Genomic DNA, 13,687 nt, shown 5'->3' with positions numbered 1-13,687 from the left:
TCAGAACGGCAGCACAGCGTCTGGCTTGGCGGCCAGGATCACGCTCTTGAACTGTCCCTGGATGCGCGCCAGCGCTGCCGGCGTTTCCGCTTCGAAGCGCATGACGATCACCGGCGTGGTGTTCGACGAGCGGGCCAGGCCGAAACCATCCGCATACTCCACGCGCAAGCCGTCGATGGTGATGATCTGCTCATTGCCGGGGAAGACGGCGTCGCGGCGCAGCATGTCCATCAGCGCGACATTCTCGCCTTCCTTCAGCTCCAGGTGCAGTTCGGGCGTGCTGTCGGACTGCGGCAGAGAGTTCAGCAAGGCCGATGGATCGGCTTCGCGCGTGAGGATTTCCAGCAGGCGCGCAGCCGAATACAGGCCGTCGTCGAAACCGTACCAGCGGTCCTTGAAGAAGATATGGCCGCTCATTTCGCCACCCAGCGGCGCACCCGTCTCGCGCAGCTTGGCTTTTACCAGCGAGTGGCCCGTCTTGTACATCAGCGGCACGCCGCCATGCTTGGTGATGTAAGGCGCCAGGTGGCGCGTGCATTTGACGTCGTACAGGATTTGCGCGCCAGGATGGCGGGTCAGCACATCGGCGGCGAACAGCATCATCTGGCGGTCAGGGTAGATGATCTGGCCATCCTTGGTGACCACGCCCAGGCGGTCGCCGTCGCCGTCGAAGGCGATGCCGATTTCGGCATCCGTCTCGGCCAAGCAGCGGATCAGGTCTTGCAGGTTTTCCGGATGCGCCGGGTCCGGGTGGTGGTTCGGGAAATTGCCATCGACTTCGCAGAACAGTTCAATGACTTCGCAGCCCATGCCGCGGAACAGGTCGCCCGCGAATGCGCCGGCCACGCCATTGCCGCAGTCGACGGCGATCTTGATCGGACGCGCCAGCTTGACGTCGCCCAGGATGCGCTCCAAATAGGCGGCGCGGATATCGTGCGTGGCATAGCTGCCTGGCGTGCTGCTGGCGCTGCCGTCGTGCGCGACGATGCTGTGGTACAGGGCCTGGATCGCTTCGCCGTGAATGGCTTCACCGGCCAGCACCATCTTGAAGCCGTTGTAGTCGGGCGGATTGTGGCTGCCCGTGACCATGATGCCGGAACGCGTGTCGAGCACATTCGTGCCGAAGTAGACCATCGGCGTGGCCACCACGCCCAGGTCGATCACGTCGACGCCTGCAGCTTGCAAGCCCTGCGCCAGCGCCGCCGTCAATTCCGGCCCCGACAGGCGGCCATCGCGGCCGATCACGACCCGCTGCTCGCCCTTGGCCAGAGCGGCCTGGCCAAATGCCTGACCGATCTTGTGGGCCACGCTGGCATCGAGGGTTTTAGCGATGATGCCGCGAATATCGTAGGCCTTGAAGATCGTTCTGGACAATGGAAGCATGGTGTGGGCGGTATAAAGAGGGTCAAATAGGGTGCCTGGCAAGGTGCAGCGCGGGGCTGACAGCTTGCTACTGCGCCAAGAGTATACCGAATTATACGCGCAGCAGATCGATCGACTTGCCCGATTCCACCCATTGCCTGACCCACAGCGGCTGGCGACCACGGCCTGTCCATTGTTCGGTCGCATTGTCAGGATGGCGGTAACGCACCGCGACTTTGCCCGTGCGCGGGTGCAAGCCGTCGAGTATCAGTTGTTTCAGCGGAATGCCCGCCTGCTGCGCGATGGCCATGATCTGTTCGCGCGCCTTGTTCAAATCTTCACGTTCGCGGCCGTTCAATTCCTGCTTGATATTATCTTCCAGCTTGCGCAATTCCAGCATCGTCATCGTAGACAGATCCATCCCGTACATCCTTTATATTAATTTAAATAATAAAATAAGCGTGAAATATACTACATTGCATAAACATCTGCGTAGCGTTGCATAATTCATCGCCTATTGAATCACGGCTATCGGCTTATTTATCTGCTCCACATTAAGATTCAATGAAAAATATGCCGAAAGTACGCGTAGAAAATAAATAAACATGGATGAGTGGCATTCCGGCTTCCTGCGCAGGCCGCTTGCAAGACCAGCTTGGCGCGGCTATCCATTCCGATAAACGCGCTGGCGGATGATTATCGATATACGCCAGCGGGAAATGCCGCCCCATTAAATCTCCGGCAGCATAATCGGCATCCGCTTTTCTTCCCGCCAGCAGTGCGCGCAATCGGGTACCGACCAGGAATGCACCCAACACCAAAGGGCAGGCATGCTTATAATGCAGGCGCGTAGTTCACTTCACCCTGGCACATATGAAAACTTACTTTATCGGCGATCTGCAAGGCTGCCATGCACAAACCATCGAACTGATCGAACGGATCCAGGCGGCGGCGAATGGCCCGTACCGCCTGCTGTTCGCGGGCGACCTGATCAACCGCGGCCCGGCCTCGCTGGCCACGCTGCGCCACGTGCACGCGCTAGCGCAGCAGGGCCTGGCCGACAGCGTCCTGGGCAACCATGACTTGCACCTGCTGGCCGTGGCCAACGGCATCCGCCCCGAGCATGCGTCCGATACGCTGGCCGAGATCCTCGACGCACCCGACCGCGACGAGTTGATCAACTGGCTGCGCCAGCGGCCGTTGGCACTGGAGCACGACGGCCACGTGCTCGTGCATGCGGGCTTGCTGCCGCAATGGAGTGCGGCCCAAGCCCTGTCCCTGAGCGGGGAAGTGTCCGCGATGCTGCGCAGCGACGGCTGGGTGGCCTTTCTGCGCACCATGTACGGCAACGAGCCGGCCGCCTGGCGCGACGACCTGCAGGGCGCCGACCGGCTGCGCTGCATCGTCAACGCCATGACGCGGCTGCGCTTTTGCACGCCGGAAGGCGTGATGGACTTCAAGATGAAGGAGAGCGGCAGCCCGCCGCCGGGTTCCGGCCTGCTGCCGTGGTTCGACGTGCCGGGACGGCGCAGCGCCGGCGACACCATCGTCTTCGGCCACTGGTCGGCGCTGGGACTGCAGCTGCGGGAGCACCTGATCGGCCTCGATAGCGGCTGCGTCTGGGGTGGAAAACTGTCGTCCGTGTGCCTGGAAGACCGCTCGCTGCTGCAAGTCGCCTGCCCCGCCTTCCAGCAGCACAGCGGCAAGCGCTAAATGGCAAGCATGGCGCGCATATGCTTAGTCGAAATCGGTCGTTGGCCTTGCCGCGCGCAGCCCGTATGATGCAGCTTTTGCCTTTGCGATCCCATGCATCCTGATACCGACAGACTGGCGCGCTGGCTGCTCGGCAGCCTGGAACTCGACACCGCCGTCCTGCATGTGGGCCAGTACTGCGGCCGCTGGCGCGCCTCCACGGCGGGCCGGGAACTGGGCAGCTTTCACCTGGTGCTCGATGGCCACTGCTATCTGCACCTCGACGGGACGGCTCCGATTGCGCTCGGCCCGCGCGACGGCGTCTTCCTGCTGCGCGACTTGCCGCACTTCCTCAGCCCGCACAGCGACCCGCTGCAGGCGGTCAGCGCGCAAGCCATGCTGCCGCTGCAGTCGTCCACGGACCAGCCGGCGACGGCGCTGGCCTGCGGCTTCTTTCAATTTCGCGGCGCCCTCTCCGCGCTGATCGTCGACTCCTTCCCGCCGTACCTGCTGATACGCGGCGACGCGCCCGCCTTCAGCGCCGCTGCCGCGCTGTTCGACCTGATCCTGGCGGAAGCCGGCGGCGACCCGGAACAACCGTCGCCGCTCATCGCGCGCCTGGTCGAACTGCTGTTCTTTTACCTGATACGCCATGTGGCGCAGGGCGAGCAGGTGGCGGCCGGCCTGCTGTCGCTGCTGCACCAGCCCGCATTTTCGCCGCTGCTCGAACGCATGCTCGACGCCCCCGCCGACGACTGGTCGATCGAGAACATGGCCAAGGCCGCGTGCATGTCGCGCGCCAGCTTCTGCAAGCATTTCGCCAGCGCCAGCGGCCACTCGCCGGCCCAGTTCCTGCTCCTGCTGCGCATGAAGATCGCCGCACGGCGCCTGCACGATGGCGTCTCCGTCGAACGCGCGGCCGAACTGGTGGGCTACCGCTCGCACGCGGCCTTTACGCGCGCCTTCAAGCGAGTCACGGGCGAACAGCCAGGCGCCTACCGGCGCGACCAGCGCCAGCGCCAACTGGCCAGCTGAAATCAAGGATCGCACAATCGCAGACGAACGAGCACAAAAGGACGACGCTGACGTCTGTTACCTGCACGGCATGGCCGATATAATGCATGAGTGACTTACCAACTTAGCAAGGTACCCCATGTCCCGTCTGACGCTGCACACTCTCGATACCGCCCCGGCCGATAGCCGCCCCTTCGTGGAAAAGGCCATCGCCAACAATGGCTTCCTGCCCAACCTGATCGGCGTGCTGGCCAATGCCCCGCTGGCCCTGGAAACCTATCTGACCGTCTCCGGCATCAATGCGCGCGCCAGCCTGACGTTAATGGAACGCGAAGTGGTGCAAATCACGGCCGCGCGCATCCACGGCTGCGATTTCTGCATCGCCGGCCATAGCGCCATCTCGCTGAAAAAAGCGGGCCAGACACCGGACACCGTGCGCGCGCTGCAGCATGGCCAGCCGACGGGCGATACAAAGCTGGACGCCGTCGCCGCCTTCGCCACGGCCGTCATCGCCACGCGCGGCGCCGTCAGCGACGCCGAATACCAAGCCTTCCTGGCCGCCGGCTACAACGAACAGCAGGCGCTGGAAGTGGTGCTGGGCATCAGCCTGGCGACGCTGTGCAATTTCTCCAACAGCCTGGCCGGCACGCCCGTCAATCCGCAATTGACGCCCTACCTGCCTGGCGCCGTCTGACATGGGCCACCTCAATCACTGGCTGCACACGCATGCCGACCAGTTGGACCAATCGTCGGACCTGGCTGAAACCATTTTGCCGGCTCTCGCTGGCGACCAGTTGCTGGCCATCGGCGTGCCGCAGGAACACGGCGGCGCGGGCGGCGACGTACGCGACGCCATCGACGCCATCGCCAACGTGGCCGAACAATCGGTGACGGCCGCCTTTGTTTTCTGGGGCCAGCGCTGCTTCATCGAATTCCTGCTGCAAAGCGACAACCACGCCCTGGCCGAGCACCGCTTGCCTGGCCTGCTGGCAGGCTCGCAGGCTGGTGCCAGCGGCCTGTCGAACGCCATGAAATTCTTGTCCGGCATCGAGCAACTGCAAATCACGGGCGCGCGCCACGACGACGGCTTGCTGGTCGACGGCGGCCTGGCCTGGGTGACGAACTTGCGCAAGGCGGGCTTTGTCGCCGCCGCCGCCGTGGCGCCGAACGACGGCGCGCCACCCGTCATCGTTGCCTTCGACAGCAGCACGGCAGGCGTGCAGCGCAGCGACGACCTGGACCTGATCGCCTTACGCGGCAGCAATACCGCTTCCGTCAGGCTGACGCAGGTGCACATCCCCGCCGCGGACATCATCAGCGACAACGCGCCGGCCTGGCTGCCGCAGGTGCGCCCATCGTTCCTCGGCATGCAGTGCGGCCTGTCGATCGGCCTGGCGCGCGCCAGCCTGGCCAAAGCGGCGCAAATTTCTGCCGGCTCGCGCAACCAGCTCACGCCGCGCATCGAAGCGCTGCAAACCACCCTGCAGGCCGCCGTCGCAACCTTGCTGGCCGGCGTTCACGATGGCCGCTTCAAGACGCAGGCGCCGGCCATGTTCCGCCTGCGCATACAGCTGGCCGACGTGCTGCAGCAGGCGCTGATGCTGGAATTGCAAGCCATGGGCGGGCGTGCCTATCTGAACGCCGAGCAGCAGGGCTTTGCCCGCCGCTGGCGCGAATCGTCGTTCATCCCCATCGTCACCCCCAGCCTGACGCAGTTGCAGGCGGCCTTGCAGCTATTCGATAGCCAGCAGGCGGCCAAGGCGGCGGGAGCGCCGGCATGACGGCAGCGGTGGAAACGCAAGACTGGGCGCTGCAGGCGCAGGACCTGAGCTATGCCTATCCGGGCACGGCGCCCGTGTTCCAGCACGTCTCGCTGGGCGTGCGCAAGCGCGAAATCGTCTGCCTGTTGGGCGGCAGCGGCTGCGGCAAATCGAGCCTGCTGCGCGTGCTGGCCGGCTTGCAGCCGCCGTCCACGGGCGAGATTCAATTCCTCGACGCCCCCATGCGCGAGCCGGACCCGCGCAGCGCCCTCGTCTTCCAGCAAGCCAGCCTGCTGCCCTGGCTGAACGTCACGGGCAATGCAGGCTTCGGCCTGGACTTCAAGCACCAGCCGCAGTTGACGCGCGAAGCGCACCAGGCGCGCGTGGCGCAAGCTATCGAGGCGGTGGGATTGAAGGGACGCGAAAAGCTGTATCCATCCGCCCTCTCCGGCGGCATGGCGCAGCGCGTGGCGCTGGCCCGTGCGCTGGCACGCGAACCGGAACTGCTGTTCGCCGATGAACCGTTTTCCGCGCTCGACGCCATCACGCGCGCCGAGATGCAGTCGCTGCTGGTCGACGTGGTGCACCGCTGGCACACGGCCGTGCTGCTCGTCACGCATGATATCGATGAAGCGATCCTCGTGGCCGACCGCATCCTGCTGATGGGCGGCAAGCCGGGCAACATCGTGCGCGAATGGCCCGTCGCCATCGCCCAGCCCAGAATCGGCCACAGCGCCGACGTGATCGCCCTCAAGATGGACATTCTCGAGGCCCTGCAGGCGCTGCAAAAGCAGGATCAAACGCCCGCCTTCGCTCCCAATTAATCGACCGGAACTTTCCCATGACATTCGAAGATCAAAACAAACCCCTGCATATCTGCGCCTCGTCCGATTGCGACTGCGGCCTGACGCGGCGCGACTTCCTGCGCATGTCGGCCCTGGCCACGGCCAGCGTGGCTTCTCCCCTGCTGTTCGCCGGTGACGCCATGGCCCAACAAGGCCCGAAAGGCGACGACCAGCCCGTGAAAATCGGCTACCTGCCGATTACCGACGCCACCCCGCTGCTGGTCGCCCACGCGCGCAAGCTGTTCGAAGCGGAAGGCTTGCAGGCCGAGACGCCGCGTTTGTTCCGCAGCTGGGCGCAGATCATCGAAGCGTTTGTCGCCGGCCAGGTCAACGTCATCCATTTGCTGTCGCCAGCCACCCTGTGGGTGCGCTACGGCGCCAAGTTCCCCGCGAAAGTCGTCGCCTGGAACCACGTCAACGGTTCCGCGCTGACGGTGGCCAACGAGATCAACAAGGTCTCCGACCTGGGCGGACGCACGGTCGCCATCCCGTTCTGGTACTCGATCCACAACATCCTGCTGCAGCAGATCCTGTCCTCGAATGGCCTGACCCCGGTCACGCGGGCGCGCAATGCGGCCATCAAACCGAATGAAGTCAACCTGATCGTGCTGGCGCCGGCCGAAATGGTCTCGGCACTGGCAAGCAAGTCCATCGCCGGTTACATCGTGGCCGAACCGTTCAACGCGGCGGCGGAAAACGCCGGCATCGGCAAGATCCTGCGCTTCTCGGGCGACGTGTGGAAAAACCATGCATGCTGCGTCACCTTCCTTTCCGAGCGAGACATCAATACGCGCCCCGAATGGGCGCAGAAGGTCACCAACGCCATCGTCAAGGCCCAGCTGTGGACGCGCTCGAACCAGGTCGACACGGCCAAGCTGCTGTCGAACGTGGGCGAGCACCGCTACACGCCGCATCCGCTGCAAGTACTGACCAAAGTGCTGGCCACCACCGATTACGCCGGCTATGAAAAGCAGGGCCTGATCGTGCACAAGAACTGGCAGCAGCGCCGCATCGACTTCCAGCCGTATCCGTTTGCCTCGTACACGGAAGAACTGGTGCGCGCCATCGGCCGTACCAAGGTCGAAGGCGATACGCGCTTCCTGGCCAACCTCGATCCGAAGTTCGCCGCGCGCGACCTGGTCGATGACCGCTTCGTGCGCAAGGCCATCACGGCAGTCGGCGGCCCGGCCGCCTTCGGCTTGCCGGCCAACCTGCTGCGCAGCGAAACCGTGGCGGTCTGACGATGGCAAGCAAGTTGTTCACGAAGTTCGGCCTGCCCCTGGTGGGGCTGGCCTGTGCCTTGCTGCTGTGGTCCATGGGCGTGACGGCGCTGGAGAAATCCACGCCCATCGCCACCGCCTTCGCGCCCTTGCCCACGGCGCTGGCATTCAAGGAGATGGTGGGCGGTGCGGATATCTGGCTGCACGTGGTATTGAGCCTGCAACGGGTGGCCGTGGGCCTGGGACTGGCGATCGTCATCGGCGTGCCGCTGGGCGTGCTGGTGGCCATGTCGAAGAGCTTTTCCGGCGCCGCCATGCCGCTGTTCCAGCTGCTGCGCATGATTTCGCCGCTGTCGTGGATGCCGATCGCCGTGATGGTGCTGGGCGTCGGCGACGCGCCCGTGTACTTCCTGCTGGCGTTTGCGGCAGTCTGGCCGATTTTGCTCAATACGGCGGCCGGCGTGGCGCGGCTCGACCCGAACTGGCTGCTGCTGGCGCGCAGCCTATCGGCCACGCGCAGCGAGATCGTGTTTAAAGTGATTTTGCCGGGCATCACGGCCGACATCCTGACGGGCGTGCGCCTGGCCATCGGCATCATCTGGATCGTGCTGGTACCGGCGGAAATGCTTGGCGTGTCGGCCGGTCTCGGTTACTTCATCCTCGATACGCGCGACCGCCTCGCGTATTCGGAGCTGATGGCCGCCATCGTACTGATCGGCATACTTGGATTTATCCTCGACTACCTGGCACGCGCAGCGCATGCGCACTGGCTGCACGTCAAAAACTAGACGGTCTTTTCCAGCGGCAGCGCGGCGGCCACCGCCGCCTGCGTTGCCGTCGCCAGTTCGCGCCGGTGCGCATCGAGCGTCGCCACTGGTCCCAGACAAGTCAGGCGCGCCGTGATGGGCGGGCCGCTCAGGATTGCCACCATGCTTTGCGCAAAACTCATCTCGCCGATAAAGTCGACGGCGTGGTGCAGTGCTCCCTTGTCATCCACATACACGAGCGCGAACGGCTGCACCGGCACTTGCGCATCGATGGCCGCCTCGAACAGGTTGGCGTGAAACGGCAGTATCTGTCCCTGCGCGGCGGTCGTGCCTTCGGGGAAGAACGCGATGCGCTCGCCCGCCGTCAATTTATCCACTAGGCCCTGGAAGATCAGGCGCAAATCGCGCTTGCTGCCGCGCGAAATGAAGATGGTGCCGGCGCGCCCCGCCAGCCAGCCCAGGATGGGCCAGGCGCGGATTTCCGCCTTGGCGACGAAACGGCAGGGGTGCACGGCATTGATGACGAAGATATCGAGCCACGACACGTGGTTCGCCACCACCATCGCATGGTCGAGCGCCGGCACGCTGTCCGCCGGCTGCGCCACGTGCACGCCGCAGATGTCGAGCAGCTGCGTCGACCAGCGGCGGATGCGCCGGTTGCGGCCCTCCAGGTCCAGCCAGGGAAAGAGCACGGCGCTCTTGGCCATGCCGCAGCTCAGGTGAATGGCGATGCGCGCGAGGCGGTAGGTAAGCAGAAGTTTCAAATCACACCAACAAATAAACCAGAACCGAAATCCGGGAGCAGACAAGGGATGCCGGGGCAGCGTGCCCCGGTCCACGGATCTGATTTTTTAACGCTGAAACGCCACCTGTCCGGCGACGATGGTCGCCTTGACGATGCCGCTCAGCTCATAGCCGAGGAAAGGCGTGTGCTTGCCCTGGCTGGCCAGCGACGCCGACGACACGGTCCAGCGCGCGGCGGGGTCGAAGACGCAGATGTCGGCAGCTTCGCCCACGGCCAGGCTGCCGGCAGGGATGCCGGCGACACGGGCCGCATCGGACGTGACCTTGGCTACGGCGCGCGCCAGCGGACGGGCGCCCGCCTGCGGTTGCGCCAGCGCATAGTCGTCGGCCCATTTCAGGGCCAGCGACAGCAGCAGTTCGAGGCCAGTGGCGCCGGGCGACGCTTCGCCGAACGGCAGCAGTTTCTCATCGTCGTCGACGGGCGTATGGTCCGAGCACATGGCGTCGACCGTACCGTCGAGCAAGCCGGCGCGGATCGCATCGCGGTCGCGCTGACTGCGGAACGGTGGCGTGACCCTCGCGTTCGGGTCGAAGAAACCGATATCGGCGTCCGTCAGGTGCACATGGTGCACGCCCACGTCGCAGGTGACAGGCAAGCCTTCGGCCTTGGCCGCGCGGATCAGTTCCAGGCCCGCCGCCGACGAAATGCGGCACAGGTGCACGCGCGCGCGGCTGGCGCGCATCAGCTCAAAGATCGTGTGCAGCGCGATGGTTTCGGACATCACGGGCACGCCGGACAGGCCCAGGCGCGATGCCAGCGGGCCGCTGTGGGCGATGCCGCCGCGGCCGATGTGCGGGTCTTGCGGGCGCAGCCAGACCGTGTAGCCGAAGGTGTTCGCGTACTGCATCGCACGCAGCAGCACGGTGGTGTCTTCGATCGGCTCTTCCGCCTGCGCAAAGCCGATACAGCCCGCTTCCGTCAATTCGGCCATCTCCGTCAGCGACTTGCCCTTCAAGCCCATGGTCAGTGCGCCCAGCGGATGCACGTGCGCCTTGTTCTGCGTCTTGGCGCGGTATTTCAGCATTTCCACCAGACCCGGCTCGTCGAGCACGGGATCGGTGTCGGGCGGGCAGACCAGGCTCGTGACGCCGCCCTGAAGGGCTGCCTGCAACTCCGATTCCAGCGTTGCCTTGTATTCGTAGCCCGGCTCGCGCAGGCGCGCGGACAGGTCGACCAGGCCGGGGGAAACCACCAGGCCGGCCGCGTCAAAGGTGGTGTCGGCGGTGAAACCGGCCGGGGCGCTGCCCACGGCCAGCACCTTGCCGTCGGCGATAAACAGGTCTTGCAAGCCATCGATGCCGTTGGCAGGGTCGATCAGGTGGCCATTCTTGATATGTAGTGTCGTCATGCTCGCTTACTCGTCCTTGGGCTATCAGCCCTGATTACCAGCCAAAATACTCATCACCGCCATGCGCACGGCGATACCGAACGTCACCTGCGGCAGGATCACCGCCTGCGGACCGTCGGCCACAGCCGAATCGATCTCCACGCCGCGGTTCATCGGGCCCGGATGCATGACGATGGCGTCCGGTTTCGCCAGCGCCAGGCGCTCGGGCGTCAAGCCATAGCTCTTGAAATATTCCTGCGCCGACGGCAGCAGCGCACCGCTCATGCGTTCATTCTGCAGGCGCAGCATGATGATCACGTCCACGCCTTTGAGGCCTTCATCCATGTTGGTGAAGGTGCGCACACCCATCTGTTCCAGGCCGCCCGGCAGCAGGGTGTGCGGGCCAATGGCGCGCACTTCCGGCACGCCCAGGGTGGTCAGCGCGTGGATGTCGGAACGGGCCACGCGGCTATGCAGGATATCGCCCACGATGGCCACCGTCAGGTTGGTGAAATCCTTCTTGTAGTGGCGAATCGTGTACATGTCGAGCAAGCCCTGGGTCGGATGCGCATGGCGCCCGTCGCCCGCGTTGACCACGTGGACGTGCGGCTGCTTCGTGTCGATCAGGTGCTTGGCGATCAGGTAGGGCGCGCCCGACTGCGCATGGCGCACGACGAACATGTCGGCATGCATGGCCGACAGGTTGTCGATGGTGTCGAGCAGGGACTCGCCCTTGCTGGCCGACGACGCCTGGATGTTCAGGTTGATGACGTCGGCCGACAGCCTTTTTGACGCGATCTCGAAGGTGGTGCGGGTGCGCGTGGAGTTTTCAAAGAACAGGTTGAAAACGCTCTTGCCGCGCATCAGCGGCACCTTTTTCACATCGCGGTCGGAAATGCCGACGAACGAGGAAGCGGTATCGAGGATGTGGTTGACGATAGACTTCGGCAAGCCTTCAATCGTCAGCAGATGTTGCAGTTCGCCGTGTTTATTCAGTTGCGGATTAAGCATGGTGGGTATCTATGGTGAGCGTGAATTTTCCATCGTCGGCTTGCTTCAGGACCAGGGCCTGGCCCGGCGGCACGGCTGTGAAGGCGGCCACGAAATCGGCGGCCACAGGCAACTGGCGTTCGCCGCGGTCGACCAGGGCGGCCAGCATGATCTTGGCCGGGCGGCCATAGTCGAACAATTCGTTGATGGCCGCGCGCGTGGTGCGGCCCGTGTACAGCACATCGTCGACCAGCAGGATGGTGGCGCCGGCCACGTCAAAGCTGATTTGCGTCGGCTTGACGTCGGCATGCAGGCCCTTCTGGGCGAAGTCGTCGCGGTAGAACGAGACATCGAGCACGCCCAGGCGGTCGAGCAGGTTCAGGTCGCGCGCCAGGCGTTCAGCCAGCCAGGCGCCGCCCGAATGGATGCCGACGATGGCCACGTTGGGGATGCCCGCCAGGCCGCTCTGCACCTGTTGCAGCAAGACCGCGTACAGGGCCTCGGCGTCGAGTTGGGAAGGATTCGTAGGATGCGGCATAGGGTTCTTGATCATTCAGGAATGGGTCAAAGGTCAGATTAATAATTCGCGTCGAAATACTGTTGCAGGATGATGGCGGCGGCGCGGTCATCGATGACTTCACCGCGCTTGGCGGCGATGACGGCCGATGAATAACGCTCGTCGACCAGTTCCACCGGCAGGTTGAAGCGGCCGTGCACCTGGTTGGCGAAACGGCGGCAGCGCGCGCTCATTTCGTGTTCCGTGCCATCGGGATGGCTGGGTAAACCCACCACGATGCGGCTCGCGCCCCACTCCCTGATCAGGCTATCGATGGCGGCAAACTTCGGCTCATTCGCCGTGGCCGTGATCACGCTGAGCGGCTTGGCCTGGCAAATCATGGTATTGCCGATGGCCACACCGATGCGTTTCAAGCCGAAATCGAAGGCGAGGATGGTGTCGATGGCGTCGCCGCTCATGCGTGGCCAGCCTCGCTGGCGAGCATGAGCGGATCGATACCCAGCAATTTGATGGCCGCCACGTAGCGCTGCTCGATGGGGAAATCGAACAGGATGTCGGCCGAGGCGCCCACCGTCAGCCAGCCGTTGCGGCCGATCTCGTCTTCCAGCTGGCCCGGACTCCAGCCCGAGTAGCCGATCGAGACCAGCATGCGCTCGGGGCCATCGCCCTTGGCGACGGCTTCGAGCACGTCGATCGAGGTGGTAAACGCCACTTCATCGGTCACCGTCAGCGACGAGGAATAGCGCGCGCCCGGCGTATGCAGCACGAAGCCGCGGTCGTCCTGCACGGGGCCGCCGAACATGATCGGTTCGTTGATGATGGGCGTGTCGCTGCCGGCCGCCAGTTTCAGGTCGATGCGGTCGAACAGCACTTCCATGGTCATGTCGGTGGGCTTGTTGATGACGACGCCCAGCACGCCGTTTTCATTATGTTCACACACGTACACGACCGTGCCGCCGAAGATCGGATCTTGCATGGCCGGCATCGCAATGAGGAAATGGTTGGCCAGATTCAGGGTGGAGGAACCGGTCGCGGCCGGCTCTCCCACACCCTGCATCAAACGATGTCCTGGTAGAGTCTGGTCGATTTTACTCTTTTTCATACGCGATGCTCTCTCTGTGGGCTTGCTGGCAAGTCTCGCTTACCCCGCTATCGTACGCCTGGCACCTCCTGCCGCGAATGCTGGGCGGCGGGAACCGTGTTGCCAGGCGCTATTCTTGTTATGTTATAAATTAGTTATCAATTCGCTGTGCCATGCGGCGACATCCTGCACGCTGAGTGACTTGCTTGATAGGAAACGTCGCTTTCCCTGCAAGCGCATTTCAATGCCAATTGTAAAATTGATTGCAAAATCGCTGTCGCACATAAAGCACCACGAACATACCCGG

General features: G+C 64.0%; 16 protein-coding genes. 7 read left to right on the top strand and 9 right to left on the bottom strand.

The window, feature by feature from the left end:
- The 3 genes from OX459_RS01925 to OX459_RS01915 all read right to left on the bottom strand — a co-directional run bounded on the left by OX459_RS01925 (nucleotide 1) and on the right by OX459_RS01915 (nucleotide 2,150).
- Nucleotides 1-1,383 (bottom strand): phosphomannomutase/phosphoglucomutase, encoded by a 1,383-nt coding sequence (locus tag OX459_RS01925; RefSeq protein WP_289903552.1) that lies wholly within the window; start codon nucleotides 1,381-1,383, stop codon nucleotides 1-3.
- A gap of 91 nt (nucleotides 1,384-1,474) precedes the next feature.
- On the bottom strand, nucleotides 1,475-1,783 hold the full coding sequence (locus OX459_RS01920; RefSeq protein WP_289903551.1) for an H-NS histone family protein: 309 nt from the start codon (nucleotides 1,781-1,783) through the stop codon (nucleotides 1,475-1,477).
- 133 nt (nucleotides 1,784-1,916) lie between these two features.
- Entirely contained in the window at nucleotides 1,917-2,150 is a 234-nt protein-coding gene (locus tag OX459_RS01915) for a hypothetical protein (RefSeq protein WP_289903549.1), read from the bottom strand.
- Nucleotides 2,151-2,235: 85 nt separating this feature from the next.
- Between OX459_RS01915 and OX459_RS01910 the strand changes: the two genes are divergently transcribed.
- From OX459_RS01910 to OX459_RS01880, 7 genes are all read left to right on the top strand, one after another.
- Nucleotides 2,236-3,075 (top strand): symmetrical bis(5'-nucleosyl)-tetraphosphatase, encoded by an 840-nt coding sequence (locus tag OX459_RS01910; protein WP_289903548.1) that lies wholly within the window; start codon nucleotides 2,236-2,238, stop codon nucleotides 3,073-3,075.
- Between the two features lie 93 nt (nucleotides 3,076-3,168).
- On the top strand, nucleotides 3,169-4,089 hold the full coding sequence (locus tag OX459_RS01905) for an AraC family transcriptional regulator (protein ID WP_289903547.1): 921 nt from the start codon (nucleotides 3,169-3,171) through the stop codon (nucleotides 4,087-4,089).
- A 118-nt stretch (nucleotides 4,090-4,207) separates the two neighbouring features.
- On the top strand, nucleotides 4,208-4,762 hold the full coding sequence (locus tag OX459_RS01900) for a carboxymuconolactone decarboxylase family protein (protein ID WP_070222110.1): 555 nt from the start codon (nucleotides 4,208-4,210) through the stop codon (nucleotides 4,760-4,762).
- A gap of 1 nt (nucleotide 4,763) precedes the next feature.
- Nucleotides 4,764-5,849, top strand: a complete 1,086-nt coding sequence (locus OX459_RS01895; protein ID WP_289903543.1) for an acyl-CoA dehydrogenase family protein — start codon at nucleotides 4,764-4,766, stop codon at nucleotides 5,847-5,849.
- Nucleotides 5,846-6,652 (top strand): ABC transporter ATP-binding protein, encoded by an 807-nt coding sequence (locus OX459_RS01890; RefSeq protein ID WP_289903542.1) that lies wholly within the window; start codon nucleotides 5,846-5,848, stop codon nucleotides 6,650-6,652. The genes OX459_RS01895 and OX459_RS01890 overlap by 4 nt, the downstream gene beginning before the upstream one ends.
- A gap of 17 nt (nucleotides 6,653-6,669) precedes the next feature.
- Nucleotides 6,670-7,914 (top strand): ABC transporter substrate-binding protein, encoded by a 1,245-nt coding sequence (locus tag OX459_RS01885; RefSeq protein ID WP_230538868.1) that lies wholly within the window; start codon nucleotides 6,670-6,672, stop codon nucleotides 7,912-7,914.
- A 2-nt stretch (nucleotides 7,915-7,916) separates the two neighbouring features.
- Nucleotides 7,917-8,681, top strand: a complete 765-nt coding sequence (locus OX459_RS01880; RefSeq protein ID WP_289903541.1) for an ABC transporter permease — start codon at nucleotides 7,917-7,919, stop codon at nucleotides 8,679-8,681.
- Here OX459_RS01880 and OX459_RS01875 read toward each other — a convergent pair.
- From OX459_RS01875 to OX459_RS01850, 6 genes are all read right to left on the bottom strand, one after another.
- Complete coding sequence (locus OX459_RS01875; protein WP_289903540.1) at nucleotides 8,678-9,424, bottom strand: lysophospholipid acyltransferase family protein; 747 nt, start codon at nucleotides 9,422-9,424, stop codon at nucleotides 8,678-8,680. The genes OX459_RS01880 and OX459_RS01875 overlap by 4 nt on opposite strands.
- An 87-nt stretch (nucleotides 9,425-9,511) precedes the next feature.
- Complete coding sequence (locus OX459_RS01870) at nucleotides 9,512-10,813, bottom strand: dihydroorotase (RefSeq protein WP_289903539.1); 1,302 nt, start codon at nucleotides 10,811-10,813, stop codon at nucleotides 9,512-9,514.
- Nucleotides 10,814-10,837: 24 nt separating this feature from the next.
- A complete protein-coding gene (locus OX459_RS01865) occupies nucleotides 10,838-11,803 on the bottom strand; it encodes an aspartate carbamoyltransferase catalytic subunit (protein WP_034746695.1) in 966 nt (321 codons plus the stop codon).
- Nucleotides 11,796-12,320 (bottom strand): bifunctional pyr operon transcriptional regulator/uracil phosphoribosyltransferase PyrR, encoded by a 525-nt coding sequence (gene pyrR / locus OX459_RS01860; protein ID WP_034780225.1) that lies wholly within the window; start codon nucleotides 12,318-12,320, stop codon nucleotides 11,796-11,798. The genes OX459_RS01865 and pyrR overlap by 8 nt, the downstream gene beginning before the upstream one ends.
- 38 nt (nucleotides 12,321-12,358) lie before the next feature.
- Nucleotides 12,359-12,757, bottom strand: coding sequence for a Holliday junction resolvase RuvX (gene ruvX / locus OX459_RS01855; RefSeq protein ID WP_230492103.1), 399 nt, complete (start codon nucleotides 12,755-12,757; stop codon nucleotides 12,359-12,361).
- Entirely contained in the window at nucleotides 12,754-13,356 is a 603-nt protein-coding gene (locus OX459_RS01850; RefSeq protein ID WP_034746689.1) for a YqgE/AlgH family protein, read from the bottom strand. The genes ruvX and OX459_RS01850 overlap by 4 nt, the downstream gene beginning before the upstream one ends.
- Between the last annotated feature and the right edge of the window lie 331 nt (nucleotides 13,357-13,687).

This window comes from Janthinobacterium sp. SUN026, assembly GCF_030397625.1.
Lineage (GTDB): Bacteria > Pseudomonadota > Gammaproteobacteria > Burkholderiales > Burkholderiaceae_D > Janthinobacterium > Janthinobacterium kumbetense.
Note: the sequence above shows the minus strand (reverse complement) of the source record. Positions and strands in the feature narration are given on the sequence as shown.